Origin of the sequence: Pseudomonas sp. A-RE-22 (assembly GCF_019956035.1) — a bacterium.
Lineage (GTDB): Bacteria > Pseudomonadota > Gammaproteobacteria > Pseudomonadales > Pseudomonadaceae > Aquipseudomonas > Aquipseudomonas brassicacearum.
Genome location: NZ_JAHBCZ010000040.1, coordinates 1 through 21,414 on the forward strand (window position 1 = coordinate 1; position 21,414 = coordinate 21,414).

18 protein-coding genes are annotated in these 21,414 nt (G+C 61.8%); 11 read left to right on the forward strand and 7 right to left on the reverse strand.

Translation table 11 applies throughout. The features are described from left to right. Nucleotides 1-1,598, reverse strand: a 1,598-nt coding sequence (locus KGA89_RS19545) for a retention module-containing protein (protein ID WP_223472321.1), incomplete at its 3' end; no start/stop codon positions are given. A gap of 455 nt (nt 1,599-2,053) precedes the next feature. Here KGA89_RS19545 and KGA89_RS19550 point away from each other — a divergent pair. The 3 genes from KGA89_RS19550 (at nt 2,054) to KGA89_RS19560 (ending at nt 7,216) form a co-directional block, all read left to right on the forward strand. Beyond that, entirely contained in the window at nt 2,054-3,412 is a 1,359-nt protein-coding gene (locus tag KGA89_RS19550; RefSeq protein ID WP_223472322.1) for a TolC family outer membrane protein, read from the forward strand. 29 nt (nt 3,413-3,441) lie between these two features. Beyond that, complete coding sequence (locus KGA89_RS19555) at nt 3,442-5,601, forward strand: type I secretion system permease/ATPase (RefSeq protein ID WP_028237341.1); 2,160 nt, start codon at nt 3,442-3,444, stop codon at nt 5,599-5,601. Between the two features lie 250 nt (nt 5,602-5,851). Beyond that, on the forward strand, nt 5,852-7,216 hold the full coding sequence (locus KGA89_RS19560; protein ID WP_003198985.1) for an HlyD family type I secretion periplasmic adaptor subunit: 1,365 nt from the start codon (nt 5,852-5,854) through the stop codon (nt 7,214-7,216). A gap of 149 nt (nt 7,217-7,365) precedes the next feature. Here the strand turns inward: KGA89_RS19560 and KGA89_RS19565 are convergent, their stop codons facing one another. Then, on the reverse strand, nt 7,366-7,962 hold the full coding sequence (locus tag KGA89_RS19565; RefSeq protein ID WP_003198983.1) for a tRNA-uridine aminocarboxypropyltransferase: 597 nt from the start codon (nt 7,960-7,962) through the stop codon (nt 7,366-7,368). 2 nt (nt 7,963-7,964) lie between these two features. Next, complete coding sequence (locus KGA89_RS19570) at nt 7,965-8,858, reverse strand: LysR family transcriptional regulator (protein ID WP_003184133.1); 894 nt, start codon at nt 8,856-8,858, stop codon at nt 7,965-7,967. A 298-nt stretch (nt 8,859-9,156) separates the two neighbouring features. On the opposite strand from KGA89_RS19570, the gene speB reads away from it, so the two are divergent. From speB to KGA89_RS19590, 4 genes are all read left to right on the forward strand, one after another. Beyond that, complete coding sequence (gene speB, locus KGA89_RS19575) at nt 9,157-10,107, forward strand: agmatinase (protein ID WP_003198979.1); 951 nt, start codon at nt 9,157-9,159, stop codon at nt 10,105-10,107. A gap of 9 nt (nt 10,108-10,116) precedes the next feature. Then, entirely contained in the window at nt 10,117-10,524 is a 408-nt protein-coding gene (locus tag KGA89_RS19580) for a YybH family protein (RefSeq protein WP_013692515.1), read from the forward strand. Nucleotides 10,525-10,573: 49 nt separating this feature from the next. Next, nucleotides 10,574-12,088: a purine-cytosine permease family protein gene (locus KGA89_RS19585; protein WP_223472349.1), complete on the forward strand. Its 1,515-nt coding sequence runs from the start codon at nt 10,574-10,576 to the stop codon at nt 12,086-12,088. Nucleotides 12,089-12,274: 186 nt separating this feature from the next. Next, the gene (locus tag KGA89_RS19590) at nt 12,275-13,663 is read left to right on the forward strand and encodes a sodium:solute symporter (RefSeq protein ID WP_027911617.1); all 1,389 of its coding nucleotides are present in this window, start codon (nt 12,275-12,277) and stop codon (nt 13,661-13,663) included. 207 nt (nt 13,664-13,870) lie between these two features. Here KGA89_RS19590 and KGA89_RS30525 read toward each other — a convergent pair whose 3' ends face one another. Together KGA89_RS30525 and ptrR are read right to left on the reverse strand one after the other, a co-directional pair. Continuing rightward, nucleotides 13,871-13,999: a PA1414 family protein gene (locus KGA89_RS30525; protein WP_003198971.1), complete on the reverse strand. Its 129-nt coding sequence runs from the start codon at nt 13,997-13,999 to the stop codon at nt 13,871-13,873. Nucleotides 14,000-14,138: 139 nt separating this feature from the next. Continuing rightward, a complete protein-coding gene (ptrR, locus tag KGA89_RS19595) occupies nt 14,139-15,032 on the reverse strand; it encodes a putrescine utilization regulator PtrR (protein WP_003198970.1) in 894 nt (297 codons plus the stop codon). A 103-nt stretch (nt 15,033-15,135) separates the two neighbouring features. On the opposite strand from ptrR, the gene KGA89_RS19600 reads away from it, so the two are divergent. After that, nucleotides 15,136-16,308, forward strand: coding sequence for an MFS transporter (locus KGA89_RS19600; protein WP_223472323.1), 1,173 nt, complete (start codon nt 15,136-15,138; stop codon nt 16,306-16,308). Here KGA89_RS19600 and KGA89_RS19605 read toward each other — a convergent pair whose 3' ends face one another. Together KGA89_RS19605 and KGA89_RS19610 are read right to left on the reverse strand one after the other, a co-directional pair. After that, nucleotides 16,309-17,763, reverse strand: a complete 1,455-nt coding sequence (locus tag KGA89_RS19605; protein ID WP_013692513.1) for an NCS1 family nucleobase:cation symporter-1 — start codon at nt 17,761-17,763, stop codon at nt 16,309-16,311. It abuts the gene before it with no gap. A gap of 397 nt (nt 17,764-18,160) precedes the next feature. Then, entirely contained in the window at nt 18,161-18,997 is an 837-nt protein-coding gene (locus KGA89_RS19610; RefSeq protein WP_013692512.1) for a S1 RNA-binding domain-containing protein, read from the reverse strand. 339 nt (nt 18,998-19,336) lie between these two features. Here KGA89_RS19610 and KGA89_RS19615 point away from each other — a divergent pair, with 339 nt between their 5' ends. The 3 genes from KGA89_RS19615 to KGA89_RS19625 all read left to right on the forward strand — a co-directional run bounded on the left by KGA89_RS19615 (nt 19,337) and on the right by KGA89_RS19625 (nt 21,385). Then, nucleotides 19,337-19,525 carry a hypothetical protein gene (locus KGA89_RS19615; RefSeq protein WP_172436054.1) on the forward strand — a complete coding sequence of 63 codons (189 nt, stop codon included), beginning with the start codon at nt 19,337-19,339 and terminating at the stop codon, nt 19,523-19,525. Between the two features lie 195 nt (nt 19,526-19,720). Further along, complete coding sequence (locus tag KGA89_RS19620; protein ID WP_223472324.1) at nt 19,721-20,437, forward strand: TorF family putative porin; 717 nt, start codon at nt 19,721-19,723, stop codon at nt 20,435-20,437. An 81-nt stretch (nt 20,438-20,518) separates the two neighbouring features. After that, a complete protein-coding gene (locus KGA89_RS19625; RefSeq protein WP_223472325.1) occupies nt 20,519-21,385 on the forward strand; it encodes a DUF6279 family lipoprotein in 867 nt (288 codons plus the stop codon). Nucleotides 21,386-21,414 lie beyond the last annotated feature (29 nt).

A 21,414-nucleotide genomic window follows, 5' to 3' on the forward strand; every position in this document is an offset into this window, starting at 1 on the left:
TTGTCCAGCAAGGAGTAGCTGTAGCTGACCACGCCCGTGGTGGCGTTGTAGCCAGTGATGGTCAGCGTATTGCCGAGTGCGGTGGTAATCGATTGTGGGAAACCGGCTGCCACGCCACCCGTCACCACATTGATGCCGCCAACACTCAAGGTTTGCACACCGTCCAACGCAGTCACGGTGAACGTGCCGCTTTGAGTCAGCGCCGGTGCATCCGGACTGCTGCCGTCGCTGAGGTTTTTCTCCTGCAATGACAGCTCGCCACCCTCAGCATTCAGGCCCACCAACACCACTGGATCGTCGTTGTTGTGCACCTGCAGCACCAAATTCGCGGTGCTGGTATCGCCGTCGGCATCGGTCAGCGTGTAGGTGAACGTCTCGGTGCCACTGCCCCCGCCATGCAACGCGACGAATTGCGGGTCGCTGGTGTTCAGGGTGTAGGTGTACGTGCCGTTGGGGTTGAGCACCAGGGTGCCGTAGGTGCCGGTGAACGTGCCGCCAATGATCGGCCCGCTATCGGGACCGATGGGAATCCGGTCGGCGCCCTGATGGTCGTTGGGCAATACGTTGCCGGTGAGGCTAACCAGGGTTTCCGACGCCGTGTTGGCGTGGCTGTCGTCGATCGCCTGGGGCACGTCATCGGTAATGTTGACGTCCAGGGTGCCAGTGGCCGTGTCACCATCGGTGTCGACGGCCACCACCGGGAACTGCTCGGTGATGCTGTTGGCACCGCCACCGGCAGGATGGGTTTCATTGTCCGTCAGGGTGTAGCTGTAGCTGACCACCCCCGTGGCCGGGTCATAGCCGGTGATGGTCAACGTGTTGCCCAGCGCCGAAGTGATGGTTTGGGGGAAGCCCGCGGGCACACCGCCGGTGATCACGTTGATGCCGCCGATGCTCAGGCTGCTCAGCCCGTCAGGCGCGGAAACCGTGAAGGTGCCATTTTGCACCAGCGCCCCCGGATTGCTGGCCGAACCATCGGCCAGATTGGCTTCGTTGATGGTCAGTTCGCCGCCCTCGACATCGACCCCGTCGAGGGTCACCGGGTTATCCGGTGTCACCGGCGGCACGGTTGCATTGTCGCCCGTGTTATCCGGATCACCGGCCAGGCGCAGCTGTGGAAACTCGGGAATCCCATTGAACCCGGCCGTCGGAAAACCGATCTGCGGATCGACCTCCCCACCGACTTCTTCCAGCAGCACAAAACTGTGCCCGCCGCCCACGCCCCCCGGGTTGCCACCCTCGGGGCCGGCGGCCGTGGCTTCACCGGTCTGGGTCGGGTCGGCACCGGCAGCGATGGCTTGCTGCAGCTTTTGCACATCGGTCAGTTGCGCATTACTCGGTGTCGCCGCGTCAGGCGTATCGACATGAGGCGCATGGTTGGCGAGCAACTGCGGGGTCAGGGTCAGGTCGCTTCCGCGGCCCAGGGTCAATGACTGGCCGTTCTGCAGATGAACCGCCACGGCCCCTTCGGCACCGGTGACCAGGTGTTCGCCGGCATAAAGCCGATCGCCTTCGACCAGAGGCCGCCGCAGGCCACCGGCCGCTTCTGCGAAAACTTGCCCGACCACTTTGCTGACGATACCGATGAGCGCTGCCATGTGCATTTCCTCCGTTGCCGACCGCAATCGGCACCTGTCTGAGTGAAGAATCCGTCCTCAGGTTTGGCGATCCCAAAAGCTGGAAAATCTGCCAGCTTTCGTGAAAGAAGAAGGTGCTAGCAATTTGCCAAAACGACAAAAAACCGTCACCAAAAACCACCTCACAGATCGCCCTTTCGACATTTCTTCACATTGCTTAAAAATCTGCATGGAACTTTTATTGACGCCTAAAAGCCGTCAGAACCCGCAGATTCAAAGGCTTTCGCTTTGAACAATGTGCCGGTTTTTTTCAAGTACATAAGTTTTTTTCGGCATAAGTCTTATGAGAAATTCTTCTTAGGTTTTGCTCAGGATGTTCTTAGCTGTGTTGTTACAAGGTTGAAACGGTTTTGATCTTAAACACGTCAATATTTTGGCGACAAGCGAAGCACTACGGACCTCAGGAGATGCACCCCATGCGCGTTCTAACCCCCCTCTGCAGCGCGGTTTTGCTGGCCATGGCCTGCTCCTCTCAGGCGCAGGCCATGTCCTTGACCGAAGCGATCCAGAGCACCATTGCCACTCACCCTGAGCTGGCACAACGGGTGGACAGCCGTCTGTCGGCCAATGAAGACGTCAAGGTCGCCCGAGGGGGCTTTTTCCCGTCGGTGGATTTGAATGCCGGTTACGGTCGTGGCTATAGCGACAACACCAACACCCGGGCCTTGGGCAATCACCACACCAATATCCTGACCTACACCCAGTCGGAGCTGCGCCTGCGACAGATGATCTTCGACGGGTTCAACACCGCCAATGAAGTGGAACGCACCCAGGGCGTGGTCAACTCCCGGGCCTATTACGCCCAGGGCACCGCCCAGGATCTGGCGCTGCGCACCATCGAGGTCTACCTGGAAGTGCTCAAGCGTCGCGAACTGGTGACCCTGGCCAAGAACAACCTGCAAGCGCACCTGCGGGTCAACGACCAGATCGGCCTGCGCACCCAGCGCGGGGTGGGCAGTACGGCCGACTCCGACCAGTCCAACGCCCGTCGGGCCCTGGCGGAAAACAACTACGACACCGCCCAGGTCGACCTGGCCGACGCCGAGACGAACTTCTACAGCGTGGTCGGGCGCATGCCCGATGAACTGGAAACGCCGCCCTCGACCAAAGGCGAACTGCCTGCCGACCTGCGCGACGCCCAGCAAAGCATGGTGGATAACAACCCGTACCTGAAATCGGCCCAGGCCGACATACAGTCCGCCGAGAGCCAGTACGAAGTGGCGAAGTCGCCGTTCTACCCGCGCTTCGACGCCGAGGCGGCGGTGGGCGCCAATAACAATATCGGTGGTGAAGAAGGCCACGACAACAACTGGCGGGTCGGCGTGGTGATGAACTACAACCTGTTCCGCGGTGGCAGCGACAAGGCGCGGCTGGCGTCCAATGCTCACCAGATCAACCAGGCCATGGACATCCGCAACAATGCCCTGCGCCAGCTCAACGAAGACACGCGCCTGGCTTGGAACGCGATGCTCAACGCCCGTAAACAGACCCCCACCGCCCGCGAATACGCCGAAACCACTTCCCGCGTGCGCGCCGCCTACCAGGATCAGTTCGGTCTCGGCCAGCGGACCTTGCTCGACGTGCTCGACAGCGAAAACGAGCTGTACAACGCCAACCGTCGCTACACCGAGGTGCGCTACACCGAGGAGTACTCGATGTACCGGGTACTGGCGAACATGGGCCTGCTGCTGCACAAACAACGGATCGTGCTGCCGGCCGATGCGGTCGCGCAGACCGAAGTCAAGAACCAGGCTCGGCTGCCGGAACTGAAGTAGCCCCCTCCAAAAAAATGGGAGCGAACAATGTGACCAGCATGGAACCCGCAACCCTTGGCGCCGATCCGCGCCTGAATTTCGATGATCCCTTGCTGGACGGTCTGTTGATCCTCTGCAAACTCCATGGTGCGACGGTCAGCCGCGCCAGCCTCAGCGCCGGGCTTCCTATGGCGCACCAACGCTTGAGCCTGGACCTGCTGCCACGCGCAGCGGCCCGGGCAAGCTTGCAGGCGCGACTGTTGCGTCGTGAGCTGGCGGATATCTCGCCCCTGAACCTGCCAGTGATGCTGATCCTGGCGGGGGGCCGCTGTGCGGTACTCAGGCGCTGGGGCGAGGATGGCAAGGCGCTGATCCTGCCCAGCGAAGCCGACGGCGGCGAGCAGTGGGTCAGCCGCGAGGAACTGAACCTCGACTACAGTGGCCAGGCCTTGTTCGCCCGGCCGCGCCATGAACTTGAAGACCTGCGCGCGCCCCTGGTGCCGCGGGTCGAGGCGTGGTTTCGCGACACCTTGAAACTGTCGCGCTGGCTGTACAGCGACGCGATCCTGGCGAGTTTCCTGATTAACCTGCTGGGCCTGATGGTGCCGCTGTTCGTCATGCAGACCTACGACCGCGTGGTGCCGAACCAGGCCACGTCGACCTTGTGGGTGCTGGCCGTGGGGTTGTTGATCGGCACCGGCTTCGAACTGGTGTTACGGGTAGTGCGCGCCCATCTGCTGGACACCGCCGGCAAGAAAACCGACGTGATTCTCTCCGCCACCCTGTTCGAGCGCATCACCGGCATGGCGATGAAGGCCAAGCCAGTGACCATCGGCGGCTTCGCCCAGAGCATCCACGACTTCCAGGGCCTGCGCGAATTCCTCACGGCAGTGACCCTCACCAGCCTGATCGACCTGCCCTTCGCCCTGCTGATGCTGGTGGTGATCGGCCTGCTGGGTGGCTGGCTGGTGGTGATTCCGGTGGTGGCGTTTCCAATCACCATTGTCTTCGCAATGATCATCCAGGCGCGCCTGCGCGACACCGTGGAAAAAAGCCTGGCGCTGGGCGCCCAGCGCCAGGCACTGCTGATCGAAACCCTCGGCGGCCTGGAAACCCTCAAGGCCTGCAGCGCCGAGAGCGAGCGCCAGCATCAGTGGGAAAGCACCCACGGCGCCCTCACCCGCCTGGACAGCCATGCGCGCAATCTGTCGGCACTGGCGACCAACGGCACGTTGTTCCTGCAACAACTGGCGGGCATGGCGACCATCGTCGCCGGGGTCTACAGCATCATCGCCGGCAACCTCAGCGTCGGCGCGCTGGTGGCGACCTACATGCTCGGCAGCCGAGTACTGGCGCCGCTGGGGCAGATCGCCGGGCTGATCACCCGTTACCAGCAAGCCCAGCTCACCATGCGCAGCACCGATGCCTTGATGGCGCTGCCCCAGGAACGCGATGCCAAACAACGGCCGTTGGATCGCACCCAGTTGCAGGGCGCGCTGGACGTCAGTGGCGTGACCTTCCACTACAACGGCCAGAGCACTCCGGCGCTGGCCAATATCAGCTTCAGCCTCAAGCCCGGCGAACGGGTCGGGATCATCGGCCGCAGTGGCTCGGGCAAGAGCACCCTGGCGCGCCTGGTGATGGGTTTCTACGCGCCGGAGGAAGGCCAGTTGCTGCTCGACGGCCTGGACCTGCGGCAACTGGACGTCGCCGACCTGCGCCAACAGATCGGCTACGTCGCCCATGACCTGCCGCTGCTGGCCGGTAGCCTGCGGGACAATCTCACCTTGGGCGCCCGCTACATCAGCGACGCGCGCATGCTGGAAGTGGCGGAACTGACCGGTGTCACCGAACTGGCGCGCCAACATCCCCAAGGTTTCGACCGCCCGGTGGGCGAGCGCGGGCAACTGCTCTCCGGCGGCCAACGCCAGGCCGTGCTACTGGCCCGGGCCTTGCTGCTCGACCCGCCGATCCTGCTGCTGGACGAACCCACCAGCGCCATGGACAACAGCAGCGAAGACGTCTTGCGGCAAAAGCTGCATACCCATGTGCAGGGCAAGACCGTGCTGCTGGTCACCCACCGCACCTCGATGCTGAGCCTGGTGGACCGCCTGGTGGTGCTGGATAACGGCCGGATCGTGGCCGATGGCCCGAAAGAGGCGGTGATCGATGCGCTGCGCAAGGGCCGGGTGGGCTCCGCGGCGGTATAGAAACAACACCGCAACCTGTGGGAGCAAGGTTTGTGTGGGAACAGGTTTGTGTGGGAACAGGTTTGTGTGGGAACAGGTTTGTGTGGGAGCAAGGCTTGCCCGCGATGAAGCCGATGCGGTCTCACTGGAACCGAGGCGCCTGTATCGCGGGCAAGCCTTGCTCCCACAAAAGCCTTGCTCCCACAGATAACCCTCTCAAGCCACAGGTATGTGTTTGGCTTTATTTTCTCTCACTGACGGGTACCGCCCCATGTCTGCTCAAACACCGGATTCAGCCGCCCGAAGCTACTTCGGCAGTTTCAGCAAAAGCGCCGAAAGCGAGTTCATGCCGGAAACCGCCGGCGCCACGCTGCAGGATTCGCCGCGCCGCTCGCGCGTTACCGTGTGGCTGGCCGCCGGGTTGATCATCACTGGGCTGGTGTGGGCGAAGTTCGCGGTGTTGCAGGAAGTCACCACCGGCGAAGGCAAGGCGATTCCGTCGAGCAAGATCCAGGTGATCCAGAACCTGGAGGGCGGCATCGTCACTGAGATTTTCGTCCGTGAAGGCCAGATGGTGAACAAGGGCGACACCCTGCTGCGCCTGGACGACACGCGTTTCCTGTCGAACAAGGGCGAGAGCGAGGCCGACCGCTATGCCTTGACCGCCCAGGTCGAGCGCCTGTCGGCCGAGGCCGAGGGCCGGCCGTTCAAGCTTTCAACCGAGGTGATCGCCAAGGCCCCGCAAGTGGCCGAGGACGAGCGTTCACTGTACGAACAACGGCAACGGCGCCTGGCCAGCGAACAACGCACCCTGACCGAACAGCTGCGGCAGAAGACTCAGGAACTGGCAGAGTTTCGCTCCAAGCAAGGCCAGTTCAGCTCCGCCCTGGCCTTGCTGCAAGAAGAAATGAACATGTCTGCCCCGCTGGTGCGCACCGGGGCGGTATCACCGGTGGAGATCCTGCGGCTCAAACGCAGCGCGGTGGAAATCCGCGGTTCGCTCAACGCCACCACCCTGGCCATTCCCCGGGCGGAATCGGCGATCAACGAGATCAAAAGCAAGATCGACGAATCGGAGCAGACCTTTCGCTCCGAGGCAGCCAAGGACCTCAACGAGAAGCGCACCGAACTGTCGAAAATCACCGCCTCGAGCATCGCCATCGACGACCGCGTGACCCGCACCACCGTAGTCTCGCCGGTGCATGGGGTGATCAAGCAACTGAAGGTCAACACCATCGGCGGTGTGGTGCAGCCAGGTAACGACATGGTGGAAATCGTGCCCCTGGAAGACAACCTGCTGATCGAAGCCAAGGTCCGCCCTCAGGACGTGGCGTTCCTGCACCCGGGCCAGAAAGCCATGGTCAAATTCAGCGCCTACGACTACACGATCTATGGCGGGCTGAGCGCCAAACTCGAACTGATCGGCGCCGACACCATTACCGACGACAAGGGCAACAGCTTCTACCTGATCCAGGTGCGCACCGACAAAAACCACTTGGGCGGGGATACCAAACCGTTGCTGATCATTCCGGGGATGGTGGCGACGGTGGACATCATTACCGGGGAGAAAAGTGTCCTGGATTACTTGCTAAAACCGGTGTTGAAGGCGCGGACCGAGGCAATGCGCGAGCGGTAGGTTCCAGCTGGGCTCTTCTCTGGTCATGAGGCCGCCATCGCGAGCAAGCTCGCTCCCACATTGGATCTGTGGCGACCACAAATCTTGTGTGCACTGAAGATCAACTGTGGGAGCGAGCTTGCTCGCGATGGCGTCAGCGAGGACAACCATTATTTCCCAGCATGGTTACGCCGAAAAACCTCCTCCCCCATCGCCGCTATCTGCCCCTCGATCAACGCCTCGAACGGCCTCAGCAACCCCTCGAAGCTCGCCGGCGCCTCAAGCACCTGCAACGCCTGGACAATCGCTTCCACCGTCGACAACGCTCCCGGCCCCGGTGCCTTGCGCAAACGATAACGAGACACCCCGCCCTCGGCCAACGTCACCCTCGGCAACGCCGCCAGCAGCGGGTTGAGGTGCAGCAGCTTGCGCGCCTTGCGCCAGGTGCCGTCGGGCACGACCAGCAGCAACGGCTCATCGCAGGGCGCATAGGCTTGCAGCGGTCGCGCATCGTCAGCCGGAAACAACAACTGCGCCTGATAACCCGGCTGATTGAGCAACCTGGGCAAATCCTCGAACACCTCGCCCACGATCAGTTCAGCGTTGTTAAGCCCCAACGCCGCCAAGCGGGCGGTGTTCAAGGCATGGTTCACTTCGCTGGGATGCTGCAACAGCAAGACGCGGGTGCGGCTGTCGAGGCTGGGGATCAACGGGCACAGACAGTGGCTTTGCGGTCGTTGACAGCGCGGGCATTGAGTTCTGGACATGATCAGGCCTGATTCAGTTGAGCTTTGAGCAAATCGCGGAAGGTCTGGATCAGCGGCTCGCGGCTGCGGCCACGGCGCACGATCATCGAAAACGGTGCCTGATAGCCGAAGGTCGCCGGCAGCAGCACGCGCAAGTCGCCCTTGTCGACCCAAGCCTGGGCGTAGTGTTCAGGCAGGTAACCGACGTAGGCCCCGGACAACACCAGGATCAACTGCGCCTCCATGCTCTCCACCGTCGCCGCGCTGTGCTTGAAGCCATGGCGAGCCAGTTCGGCCTGGCTCCAGTAACCGCGCCCGACCATGCGCTGCTGGGTGATGACCTGCTCGGGGATGCGCCGCTCGTTGAACAACGGGTGACGGTTGCTGCAATACAACCAGTGCTGCTCACGGTACAGCGGCATGTAGACCAGCCCGCTCATGCGCGTGGAAAACGCACCGATGGCCAGGTCCAGGCGGTTGTCCTGTACACCGAGTTGCAACTCGTAAGGGCTCATGACCGACAGGTGCAAATGCACCGCCGGATGCTCCTGGCTGTAGGCACCGATGGCTTCGGCGAATGGCAAGGCCTTATCGCTGACGGTGGAGTCGATCACCCCCAGGTTCAAGGTGCCGCGCAGCTCCCCCTTGAGCGCGGCGGCGTACTGCTCGAACCCTTCGAGCTCGCCCAACAGGCGCAAGGTTTCCTGATGGAACAACTCGCCCTTGCTGGTCAGGCTGAACCCGCCCCGGCCGCGATGACACAACACCAGGCCCAGGGCCGACTCAAGCTGGCTCATGTAGGTGCTGATGGCCGACGTGGACAGGTTGAGCTCGTGTTGAGCGTTGGCGAAACCCTGGTGCCGGACCACGCTGACGAAAATGCGCAGCAGTTTCAGGTCGGGTAGAGCGTTGGCCATTGGGGGTGTCTCCATACAGACGGGTCACTGCAAACTTTGTGGCGAGGGGATTTATCTGTGGGAGCAAAGCTTGCTCGCGATACAGGCGCCTCGGTTCTAGAGGAAACCGCATGAACTTCATCGCGGGCAAGCCTTGCTCCCACAGTGTTGCTTCAACAGATCAATCGCGAGTCTATCGCCCCACCCCGCATTAGTTTAGAAAAATCTGAACTAAGTATTTGCCCCCAGCGATTCTTCCCATCCCAGGCTTTTCGCAGAATCGGCCCCTGATAAATAAAACAACGATGAGGCCCTACCCGTGGACAAGATTCTTCACCAACCACTGGGCGGCAACGAAATGCCGCGCTTCGGCGGCATCGCCACCATGATGCGACTCCCCCATTTGCAAACCGCTGCCGGCCTGGACGCTGCGTTCGTTGGCGTGCCGCTGGACATCGGCACCTCCCTGCGCGCCGGCACCCGTTTCGGGCCGCGGGAGATCCGCGCCGAATCCGTGATGATCCGCCCCTACAACATGGCCACTGGCGCCGCGCCGTTCGACTCGCTGTCGGTGGCCGACATCGGCGACGTGCCGATCAACACCTTCAACCTGCTGGACGCGGTGCGGATCATCGAGGAGTCGTACCACAAGATCCTCGAACACAACGTCATCCCCCTGACCCTGGGTGGCGACCACACCATCACCCTGCCAATCCTGCGGGCCATCCACAAGAAACACGGCAAGGTCGGCCTGGTGCACATCGACGCCCACGCCGATGTGAACGACCACATGTTCGGCGAGAAGATCGCCCACGGCACCACCTTCCGCCGCGCCGTGGAAGAAGGCCTGCTCGATTGCGACCGCGTGGTGCAGATCGGCCTGCGGGCCCAGGGTTACACCGCCGATGATTTCAACTGGAGCCGCAACCAGGGTTTCCGCGTGGTCCAGGCCGAAGAGTGCTGGCACAAATCCCTCGCCCCGCTGATGGCCGAAGTGCGTGAAAAAGTCGGCGGCGGCCCGGTGTACTTGAGCTTTGATATCGACGGCATCGACCCGGCCTGGGCCCCTGGCACCGGCACCCCGGAAATCGGCGGCCTGACCACCATCCAGGCGATCGAAATCGTCCGTGGCTGCCAGGGCCTCGACCTGGTCGGTTGCGATCTGGTAGAAGTCTCGCCGCCGTACGACACCACCGGCAACACCTCGCTGCTGGGCGCCAACCTGCTGTACGAGATGCTCTGCGTACTGCCTGGCGTGGTTCATCGCTGAGGTGCGCCCATGAACGAACAGGACCAGGTGCTCCAGGCCGCCGCAAATTTGGTGTCGGCCTTCGCCCGCAATGACCGCGACGCCTACTTCGGCGCGTTCACCACCGATGCGAGTTTCGTGTTCTACACCCTCGAACAGCCCCTGCTATCGCGCGATGCCTACCAGGCGTTGTGGGATCGCTGGCGGTCCGAGGATGGCTTCGAGGTACTCAATTGCACCTCGAGCAACGCCTTTGTCAGCCTGCAAGGGGACGTGGCGATTTTCATCCATGACGTGGCCACCGAGTTGCGCATGCAAGGGGAGCTTCACTTTAGCCAGGAGCGCGAAACCATTGTGTTTCGCCAAGAACAACAAGGCCTATGGCTGGCCTGCCACGAACATTTGTCCGCAATGCCGGAAGGGCTGCCAATCCCTTAGCAACAGGTGACGCCCGCACACGACGGGCGCGCCTTTATGATCGGAGCAGATCATGCATAACAATAACGACAACAGCCTTACGCAAATTGAAACCTTCGGGGTCGAACAGATCCCGGACCACGAACGAACCGCCGGCCCAAGCGACCTGTTTCGCCTGATCTTCGGCGGCGCCAACACCTTCGCCACCGCCGTGCTCGGCAGTTTCCCAGTGCTGTTCGGCCTGTCATTCCAGGCCGGGGTCTGGGCCATTGTGCTGGGCGTCCTGGTGGGTTCGATCATCCTTGCGCCCATGGGCCTGTTCGGCCCGCTCAACGGTACCAACAACGCGGTGTCGTCCGGTGCGCACTTCGGCGTGCACGGGCGAATCGTCGGCTCGTTCCTCTCGTTGCTGACCGCCATCGCGTTCTTCTCGCTGTCGGTGTGGAGTTCGGGGGACGCGTTGATCGGCGGCGCCAAGCGGCTGATCGGCGTGCCAGAGACCGACCTGAGCCTGGGCCTGGCCTACGGCCTGTTCGCCCTGCTGGTCTTGACGGTGTGCATCTACGGCTTCCGCTTCATGCTGTGGGTCAATCGCATCGCCGTATGGGCCGCCAGCCTGCTGTTTTTGCTGGGCATCCTGGCTTTCGCACCGACCTTCGACAGCCAGTTCGCCGGCACCGTCAGCCTCGGCCAGCCGGGCTTCTGGGCGGCGTTCATCGGCGCGGCGCTGGTAGCCATGAGCAACCCGATTTCCTTCGGTGCGTTCCTGGGTGACTGGTCGCGCTACATCCCTCGCGACACGCCCAAGCGCCGCATCATGTTGGCCGTGATCGCTGCGCAGCTGGCGACGTTGATCCCGTTCCTGTTCGGCCTCGCCACCGCCACCATCGTGGCGATCAAGGCACCGGACTACATCGCGGCCAACAACTACGTGGGCGGCTTGCTGGCGGTTTCGCCGAGCTGGTTCTTCCTGCCGGTGTGCCTGATCGCGGTGATCGGCGGCATGTCCACCGGCACCACATCGCTGTATGGCACCGGCCTGGACATGTCCAGCGTGTTTCCACGGGTGCTGTCGCGGGTCAAGGCGACGCTGCTGATCGGCGTGCTGTCGATTGCGTTCATCTTCATCGGCCGCTTCGCGGCGAACCTGGTGCAGAGCGTCTCGACCTTCGCCGTGCTGATCATCACCTGCACCACGCCGTGGATGGTGATCATGATCATCGGCCTGCTGGTACGCCGCGGCTTCTACTGCCCGGATGACCTGCAAGTGTTCACTCGCGGCGAAACCGGCGGGCGCTACTGGTTCAGCCACGGCTGGAACTGGCGCGGCCTGGGGGCATGGATCCCCAGCGCGCTGGTTGGGTTGTGCTTCGTCAACCTGCCGGGGCAGTTCGTCGGGCCGCTGGGGGAACTGGCTGGCGGGATCGACATCAGCCTGCCGGTGACCCTGGGCCTGGCCTCGGTGGTGTACCTGGTACTGCTGAGCCTGTTTCCAGAGCCGGCGGCGGTGTATGGGCCAGGGGATCCGCGGAGCAAGGACGCTTCGGTGCCTATCGATAAACCCGCCCTCAGGCAAACCGCCTGATCCGAGCAAACGAAATCCCTGTGTTGCTCGTTCCCACGCACTGCGTAGGAATGCAGCCAGTGACGCTCTGCGTCATGCAGGGACGCGGAGCATCCCGGGCGGCATTTCCACGCAGAGCGTGGGAACGATCAGTGCACTGTTTCGCCCCGACTTCACTACAAAAAAGACAATCGGAGACACGCCACCATGGCTTTGGACTTAATCGTCGTTCTTCTCTACGCCACTGGCATGATCGCCCTCGGCTGGTACGGCATGCGCCGCGCCAAAACCCGTGACGACTACCTGGTCGCCGGGCGCAATCTCGGCCCGGGCTTTTACCTGGGCACCATGGCCGCCACCGTGCTGGGCGGTGCGTCCACCATTGGCACCGTGCGCCTGGGCTACGTCTACGGCATTTCCGGATTCTGGCTGTGCGGCGCCATCGGCCTGGGCATCGTCGGCCTGAGCCTGTTCCTCGCCAAGCCGTTGCTCAAGCTCAAGATCTACACCGTGACCCAGGTGCTGGAGCGCCGCTACAACCCGGCCGCGCGCCAGGCCAGTGCGTTGATCATGCTGGTTTATGCGCTGATGATCGGCGCCACCTCGACCATCGCCATCGGCACCGTGATGCAGGTGCTGTTCGGCTTGCCGTTCTGGGTGTCGATCCTGGTGGGCGGTGGCGTGGTGGTGCTGTATTCCACCATCGGCGGCATGTGGTCGCTGACCCTCACCGACATCGTGCAATTTCTGATCATGACCGTTGGCCTGGTGTTCCTGCTGATGCCGATGTCCATCGTCGATGCCGGCGGCTGGGACGCGATGGTGGCGGCATTGCCAGCCAGCTACTTCGACTTCACCGCGATTGGCTGGGACACCATCCTCACCTACTTCCTGATCTACTTCTTCGGCATCTTCATCGGCCAGGACATCTGGCAGCGGGTGTTCACCGCTCGCAGCGAAGGCGTGGCCAAAGTGGCTGGCACCGCCGCCGGCCTGTACTGCGTGCTGTACGGCCTGGCCGGTGCGTTGATCGGCATGGCGGCCAAGGTGTTGCTGCCGGACCTGGAAAACGTCAACAACGCCTTCGCCAGCATCGTCCAGACCAGCCTGCCCAACGGCATTCGTGGATTGGTGATCGCCGCGGCCCTGGCAGCCTTGATGTCCACCGCTGCGGCAGGCCTGCTCGCCGCGTCCACCACGGTGGTCCAGGACTTGCTGCCCCGTCTGCGCCAGGGCCGTGAAAGCGGCAGCGGCGACGTCCACGAAAACCGCATCGCGACCCTGCTGATGGGGGCGGTGGTCTTGGTGATCGCCCTGGTGGTCAGTGACGTCATCAGCGCCCTGACCCTGGCCTACAACCTGTTGGTGGGCGGCATGCTGATCCCGCTGATCGGTGCCATCTACTGGAAACGCGCCACCACCGCCGGCGCGATCAGCAGCATGTCGCTGGGCTTCCTGACCGCGCTGTTCTTCATGCTCAAGGACGGCCTGGACGCCAACACGCCGATCTACTACAGCCTGAGCGTGGCGCTGGTGAGTTTTGTGCTGGTGAGCTTGTTGTCGCCACGGCCGAGCGTGGTGGCCAAGGTGGTTTGACCGACAACCCTGGGCAATGAGATCCCTGTGGGAGCGAGCTTGCTCGCGATGACGGCGGTACATTCAACATGAATGCATGCCGGTCCACCGCTATCGCGAGCAAGCTCGCTCCCACATTGGTTGTCTTCAGGCATAAAAAAGATCGCAGTTGCGGGCCATCTCGACTGAAATGGTCCGCAACTGCGATCTCTCCAAATCCTGGTGGGTTTACCGGCGGCGCGGTTGGCGGCGGCGTTGCTCGTCATCGGTGCGGATCGGTACCGGTTGCATCGGTGGCTCGATCAGGCCAAGCGCGACACCCAGGTCGTGAAGCCAATTCTGGATTTTCTCTTTCATCGTGGTGCCCCCTCAGGGTGGTACGAGCGGCAAATTACTGTGGCCCCTTCGCACTGATAATAGTCCGATGTTCTACGCAATGCTCGTCTCAGTTTGCAATGATCTGTTACTGAATTGATCCAAATCTACCTCCCGGAGTTCAAGCCGATTGCGCCGTCGTCATGGACGCTCGCGGCCAAGCCTGTTGTTGCAATTCAATCCAAGCATTGAGGTTGGCCCCGACCATGCCTTTGCGCCACATTAGCCAGGTCGTGGCACTGGCAAACGGCTCGACCAACGGGTGCACCGCCACCCGCTCGCGGCCCGGCAGGCTGGCGAGCATCGACTCCGACATCAACGCCACCCCGGACCCGGCGATCACACACGCCAGCATCCCTTGGTAAGACTCGATTTCCATCGCCCGGCCCATGGTCGCGTGGTCATGGGCAAACCAGGCCTCCAACCGCATCCGGTAGGAGCAACCTCGCCGGAACGTGAACACAGCGCGGCCCTGCACATCCAGCGCGCTGCGTACCGGCGCATGATCGGCCTCGGTAATCAGCACCAACCGCTCGTCGCACAACGGCACACCATCCAGCCCCGCCAGCTCCAGCGGGCCGTCCACCAACGCCGCGTCGAGCCGATTGGTGAGCAAGCCCTCGAGCAATTCGCCACTCGGCCCGGACTGCACTTGCAGGTTCACCGCCGGATACGCCCGGTGATAAGTCGCCAGCAAGTCCGGCAGATGCGTCGCCGCCGTGCTGTACATCGTGCCCAGCAGGAAGTCCCCGGCCGGTTGCCCGCCCTGCACCGCCGCATGGGCTTCGTCGTGCAAGGCGAACAGCTTGGCCGCATAGTCCAAGAGGACTTTTCCTGCCGGTGACAACTGCAAACGCTGACGCTCACGCAGGAAAAGGTCCACGCCCAGTTGCTCTTCAAGCTGCTTGAGCCGGGTCGAAAGATTCGACGGCACCCGGTGCAGACGCTCGGCGGCCCGGGTGATGGAACCTTCCTCGGCCACGGCCTGGAAAATCCGTAGTTGGCTGAACTCCACAACCTTCTCCAAAAAAGAACAAGTTACTCACTATTATTCATTTTTAATGAAAATCAATCGGTCCTAGCCTGACGGTCATTCGCCTCGACGCTGGAGAACGACCATGTCACCTCTTATTCGCCTGCTCGGCAGTTTCATCGCGCTGATGATGGCCATGGGCATTGGCCGCTTCGCCCTTACGCCCCAGTTACCTCATTTGATCGGCGAAGGTCAGCTCGACTTGACCGCCGCCGGTCTGATTGCCGCCGCCAACTACCTGGGTTATTTCCTCGGTGCGCTGGACGCCATGTTCGCCCGCCGTCCGGAACAGGTACGGCGGCGGTTGCTCGGCGGCCTGTGGCTGTGTGTATTGCTGACCTTGGCCTCGTTCTGGGCCTGGGGTTTCTGGCCACACCTGGCATTGCGCTTTGGCACCGGCATGGCGAGTGCCTGGGTGCTGGTGATGATCACCGCCCTGAGCCAGCCCTTGGCAGCGGCAGCGGGACGGCCACGGCTCGGCGCCCTGGTATTTGCTGGACCTGGATTGGGGATTTTTCTGACAGGCTTATTGGCGCTGGGCTCAAACCTGCTGGGCCAGACCTCCGCGACCCTGTGGCTGGTGTATGCCGGCGTGGCGCTGGCGATGCTATTGGTGATTTTGCCGATCCTGCCGCAACCCGCCGCGACCGCGACCGTTGCCGCGCCGGTTCCCGCCTCGCCGAACCGTGGCATCGCTCGACTGGGCGTGGTGTACGCCCTGTATGGCGTGGGCTACATCATTCCGGCCACGTTCCTGTCGCAAATGGCCTCGGCGCAGTTCCACGGGCAATGGCTGGCGGACCTGTTCTGGCCCTGCTTCGGCCTGGCCGCCGCCACCGGTGTGTTGCTGGTCAGCCTGCGTCGCCCCAACCCGAACACCACCGGTCGCTGGCTGATCGGTACGCTCTGGCTGCAAGCCGCTGGGGTATTTGCCTGCCTGCTGGGCAGCGGCCCGGGCCTGGCGTTGGGCGTGATCCTGTGTGGCACGCCGTTCCTGGCCTGCATGCAACTGGTGATGCTGCGCTCCCGGGAACTGGCGCCCCACGCCACCCAGCGCAACGCTGGCCTGTTGACCGCCTGTTTTGCCGTGGGCCAACTCAGCGGGCCACTGCTGGCGGCGCTGAGCAGCCATTTCAGCGGCGGCCTGCAACCGGCGCTGATCATCGCCGGCAGCGGTCTGCTGCTGGCCGGCGGCCTGTTGCTGCGGCCCGCCAGCCAGGGCGCGGCGAGGCCTTGCGCCCAGACTGCCCTGCGTTGATCAGGCCTGGCCGGCCGGGCTGAGGGATTTGTTCAGCTGCGCGGCCGGCTCGCGGCGCGCCAGAGCGAAATACAACACCCCACCAAGGAAGCAACCGGTGAACCAGGCAAAGTTGGCCATCGGTTGCAGCAGCGGCGTGAAGGTGATCGCCACGCCCATCAACGTGGCCGGAATCAACGCCTTCACCGCGGTCCAGTTGATGCCGCCACTGTAGTAATAACGCCCGCTCGGCCCGTCATTGAACAACGCATCCACGTCGATCTGCTGCTTTTTGATCAGGTAGTAATCCACCAGCAAGATCCCGAACAGCGGACCGATGAACGCCGCCAGCACGTCAAGGGTGTAGTGGATCACTTCAGGGTTATTGAACAGGTTCCACGGCGTGATGAAAATCGAGGCCACCGCCGCGATCATGCCGCCAGCGCGCCAACTGATCTTGCTGGGCGCGACGTTGGCGAAGTCGAACGCCGGGGAGACGAAGTTGGCGACAATGTTGATGCCGATGGTGGCGGTCACAAAGGCAAAGGCGCCCAGCAAGACGGCCACACTGTTGTCGATGCGCGCCACAGTGGCGATCGGGTCATGAAGCATTTCGCCGAACACCGGCAAGGTCCCGGAAACAATCACCACGGTGACCAGGGAGAACGCCAGGAAATTCACCGGCAGCCCCCAGAAATTGCCCCGGCGTACGTCAGACATGCTCCGGCAGTAACGGCTGAAATCGCCGAAGTTCAGGGTCGGACCGGAAAAGTACGACACCACCAACGCCGTCGCCACGATCACCTGGCCAAACGCCTGCCAACCAGACAGGGACTTTTCCGCCAGGGTGAAGCTGATATTGCTCCAACCGGCCTTCCACACGATCCAACCGGCCAACAGGAACATCACGGCATAGACCACCGGTCCGGCCCAGTCGATGAAACGACGGATCGATTCCATACCGGTCCAGAACACCAGCGCCTGGACAAACCACAAGCTGAGGAAACCGAACCAGCCCAGGTAGGACAAACCGGCAAAATGCGGCGTCGCGTAGGCTTCCATCGAAGGAAAAAACCGTAGCACCACAATGATCAGAGCACTGGAAGCCAGGTACGTCTGAATGCCGTACCAGGCCACGGCGATCAAGCCGCGAATGACCGCCGGAATATTCGCCCCGAACACCCCGAACGCCAGCCGACAGATCACCGGATACGGCACCGCCGCCTGCTGGCTCGGCCTGGCGACCAGGTTGGCGATCAACTGCACGATGCAGATCCCGCCGAGCAAGGCAATCAACACCTGCCAGCTCGCCAACCCCAACGCAAACAGACTGGCGGCAAACACATAGCCGCCCACACTGTGCACATCGCTCATCCAGAAGGCGAAGATGTTGTACCAATTCCATTTCTGCGGCAGCGGGCCCAGGTCCTCGTTATAGAGGCGGGGGCTGTAGCCGTTGGGCAATTGCTCGGACATTGCGGGGCTCCTTTGAGTACCGCCGTGCCCCCGTATCGATCTGCTCACCATACTGCGCACGGGAGCCGGCATGGTTTGTATACGCGTTGCTACGCAGAATGCGTGCCATAGGCGCGAAATATGAGACAAACCGGGGTGTGCAGCGGGGGTTTAAGCCGGGCAAGCGCAGGCATGCGCCCACGAACAGGGCGCGGGTGCATGCTAAAGGTGCAGGGTTTTGTATACAGAGGAAAGTCGCAGCGCACCGCTATGTGGGAGCAAAGCTTGCTCGCGAAACAGGCGCCTCGGTTTCAGAAAGACCGCATCGCCTTCATCGCGGGCAAGCCTTGCTCCCACAGCTGGCCTCGCTGGCCACATAAAACCCTTACTTGCCACAGATGAGTGGCTCGACTGAAGATCAGCTCAGCTCGATGCGATCGGCATGAATGACAATCTGCCCATTCTTGTACAGCGCACCAATGGCTTTCTTGAAGTTGCCCTTGCTCACGCCAAACAGGCTGCTGATCAGCACCGGGTCGCTCTTGTCACTGACCGGCAGGGTGCCGTTGTTTTCACGCAACTTGGCGAGGATCTTCGCGTTAAGGCTGGTGGCGGCTTCCTGGCCCACGGGCTGCAGGCTCAGGCTGATCTTGCCGTCCGGGCGGATTTCCTTGATGAAGCCTTTTTCCTGCTTGCCGGCGCGCATGAACTTGAAGATTTCGTTCTTGTGGATCAGGCCCCAGTGCTTGTTATTGATGATCGCCTTGAACCCCATGTCGGTGGCTTCGGCGACCAGCAAATCCACTTCCTGGCCAGGCGTGTAGTTGGCCGGCGTCTTGTCCAGGTAACGATCCAGGCGCGCTGTGGCGGTGATGCGGCGAGTGTGCTTGTCGAGGTAGACGTGTACCACGCAGTACTCGCCAGCGGTCATCTGGCGCTTTTCTTCGGAGTACGGCAGCAGCAGATCCTTGGGCAGGCCCCAGTCCAGGAACACGCCGATGCTGTTGACTTCAGCCACTTTCAGGCTGGCGAACTCACCGACCTGAACTTTGGGTTTTTCCGTGGTAGCGATCAGTTTGTCGTCGCTGTCCAGATAAATGAAAACATTGAGCCAGTCTTCATCTTCGCTGGGAATATCCTTGGGAATATAACGGTTGGGCAGCAGGATTTCGCCGTCCGCACCGCCGTCCAGATATAAACCGAAGTTAGTGTGTTTAACCACTTGCAAACTGTTGTAGCGCCCGACTAAAGCCATTTCCAATACCCTCATTGCGTGGGCGGCATTCTACCCGGTTTTGCAGCGCGATTCGTGGCTGCAGGCAAGGTTTGCCAGCAAGGCCCTGCACAACCATTGATTTTCCTGGGCTTTCGCCCCAGCCACGGCCATTCGTCAGGCGAGCGGCGCTGCGTATCGCTCGCCATCGGCGCCCTATTTCTCCCCCGGTTGTTATTTAAAACAGAGGCTTAGGGCAATAATTGCAGGAGAGTCGTCTATTATTCCCGTCACGACAGCGATAATTCAGAAGGATATTTACCAAGCAATTGTCAAGTATTTCCTGTACGATGCCTGGCCCAATTAATTATCTACAGGTTAATGGTCGTCATGCGCGTAAAAGCATCCAACAGCAAATCAAAGCCAGCTCCAGCCGTTGAAACCAGCGAGTCGATCAACGACCAGATCGCTGCGTTCCTCAAGTCCGGCGGCGAGATCCAGCAAATTGCCAAAGGCGTCAGCGGCCAGACATTCGGCCCGTCCAAGCAGATCAGCCTGGGCAAGAAGTAACCTGCGCGTCACCTGGTCCCAAAGCGCTTTGAGCTTCGAAGCGCTTGGACTGGAACCCTCCCCCGCCCCACCCATTTCCCATCAATCGACGAACGGCCTTCACAGCCGAGCATTCGCCGGTATGCTTTCACCTCTCTAGCTCAAGCGTTTCAGCTTTTTGACCGATCCTGCTTCTCGCTATTCATGGAGTGAAGCATGCGTATCCCTATTGTTCTGCTGATGATCAGCCTAATGACCTGTTCCCTCGCTCAGGGGCAGGTGTTCCAGCGCGAGCTCGGCGACTTCGACCTCAAGCTTGGTACCACGCCCAGCCGTAGCATGGCCGAGGGCCTGGTCACGCCGTCGAGCAGCGGTTCGTTCCACGGTGGCCTGGATCTGAGCCACGACAGCGGCTGGTACGTCGGCCAGTGGTCACCCAGCGCCGGCCTGACACCTTCCGCCGACCTTGAAGTCGATTCCTACATGGGCTTTAAACAACCCTTCGACCAGACCCTGGGCTACGAAGTCGGCCTGATCCACTACAGCTACCCCACCGTCGATACCCTCGACAGCCAAGAGTTCTACGGCGGCCTGACCGTGCTTGGCAGCCGTTTCGGCGCGGCCCTGAGCAACGACCCGGACAAACAGAACAGCACGCTGTTTGCCGACCTGGGCGGCAACATACCGTTCGGAATTGGCATCAGCGCCAAATACACCACCCACCAGCTCAACACACCGGTCTCGGTCGAGAACGGTTATGTCGGCAGTTTCAGCGACTGGTCATTGAAAATTTCCCGCCCGTGGAAGGGCCTCGACCTGGACCTGATCTACAGCGACTCAAGCCTCAGCGGCAGCAGTTGCTCGGCATACTCCGGCCACAACAGCGAATGCGACAGCCTGCTGACCCTCAAGATGGCCCACCCTTTTTACTAAGCGTTACGCATTTAATCGGCTGAACTGCCGCGCGTCTGCGATGCTCAAACAAAGCACCTCCGCCTTCGCAAGGACTCGCTCATGCCGCGCTGGTTGACCCGCTCTGCCATGTTCATCACCCTGTTGCTGACGCTCACCGCCTGCAGCCGCATAGGCCTGGCCTACCGCAACCTCGACCTGATCATTCCCTGGACCCTCAACGATTACCTGGACATCAGAGGCGCGCAAAAAGACTGGTTCAACGAACGCCTCAAGGACCATCTGACCTGGCATTGCACCACCCAATTGCCCGGTTACCTCGACTGGCTGGATCGCCTCAAGACCATGGTACAAACCGACCAGGTAACCGACGAAGCCTTGCAACAACGCACCCGGGAAGCCGAGGCCGCCATCGCCGAAACCGCCCGGGAAATCACCCCCTCGGCCATCGAACTGCTGCAAGGCCTGAACGACGACCAAGTCGATGACATGGACGCCGCCTTCGTCAAGGACCAGCGCAAACGCCAGCAGCAGTACCTCAAGCCGACGTTGCAGGAACAGATCCAGGAACGCAGCGACCGCATGGTCAAACGCCTGGACGACTGGCTCGGCCCGCTCACCGACGCCCAGCGCCAACGGGTGATGGCCTGGTCCACCGCCCTGGGGGACCAGAACCAGCAATGGATCGCCAACCGCGCCCACTGGCAAAACCAGTTCAGCGAAGCCGTGGCCCAACGCCACAGCCCCGACTTCCCCAAGCGCATCGAACAATTGCTGGTCAACCGCGAAAGCCTCTGGACCCCCGCCTACCGCGAAGCCTTCAGCAAAACCGAAGCCCAGGCCCGCAGCCTGCTGGTGGACCTGATGGCCGAAAGCACCCCGCCCCAGCGCGAACGGCTTCTGAAGAAGATCGACGGTGTGAAGAAGGATTTCACTGACTTGAAGTGCCTGAAAGCAGCACGAACCTGAGTAAGTACTGACTTAAAACCAGTGAGATC

Excerpts from the sequence above, each read along its gene's own strand:
- KGA89_RS19580 (WP_013692515.1), top strand. The coding sequence starts at position 10,117 with ATGAACGAACAGGACCAGGTGCTCCAGGCCGCCGCAAATTTGGTGTCG.
- KGA89_RS19605 (WP_013692513.1), bottom strand. The coding sequence starts at position 17,763 with ATGTCCGAGCAATTGCCCAACGGCTACAGCCCCCGCCTCTATAACGAG.
- KGA89_RS30525 (WP_003198971.1), bottom strand. The coding sequence starts at position 13,999 with ATGAAAGAGAAAATCCAGAATTGGCTTCACGACCTGGGTGTCGCGCTT.
- KGA89_RS19560 (WP_003198985.1), top strand. The coding sequence starts at position 5,852 with ATGTCTGCTCAAACACCGGATTCAGCCGCCCGAAGCTACTTCGGCAGT.
- KGA89_RS19610 (WP_013692512.1), bottom strand. The coding sequence starts at position 18,997 with ATGGCTTTAGTCGGGCGCTACAACAGTTTGCAAGTGGTTAAACACACT.
- KGA89_RS19565 (WP_003198983.1), bottom strand. The coding sequence starts at position 7,962 with ATGTCCAGAACTCAATGCCCGCGCTGTCAACGACCGCAAAGCCACTGT.
- KGA89_RS19615 (WP_172436054.1), top strand. The coding sequence starts at position 19,337 with ATGGTCGTCATGCGCGTAAAAGCATCCAACAGCAAATCAAAGCCAGCT.
- KGA89_RS19570 (WP_003184133.1), bottom strand. The coding sequence starts at position 8,858 with ATGGCCAACGCTCTACCCGACCTGAAACTGCTGCGCATTTTCGTCAGC.
- KGA89_RS19550 (WP_223472322.1), top strand. The coding sequence starts at position 2,054 with ATGCGCGTTCTAACCCCCCTCTGCAGCGCGGTTTTGCTGGCCATGGCC.
- KGA89_RS19620 (WP_223472324.1), top strand. The coding sequence starts at position 19,721 with ATGCGTATCCCTATTGTTCTGCTGATGATCAGCCTAATGACCTGTTCC.
- KGA89_RS19600 (WP_223472323.1), top strand. The coding sequence starts at position 15,136 with ATGTCACCTCTTATTCGCCTGCTCGGCAGTTTCATCGCGCTGATGATG.
- KGA89_RS19625 (WP_223472325.1), top strand. The coding sequence starts at position 20,519 with ATGCCGCGCTGGTTGACCCGCTCTGCCATGTTCATCACCCTGTTGCTG.
- KGA89_RS19590 (WP_027911617.1), top strand. The coding sequence starts at position 12,275 with ATGGCTTTGGACTTAATCGTCGTTCTTCTCTACGCCACTGGCATGATC.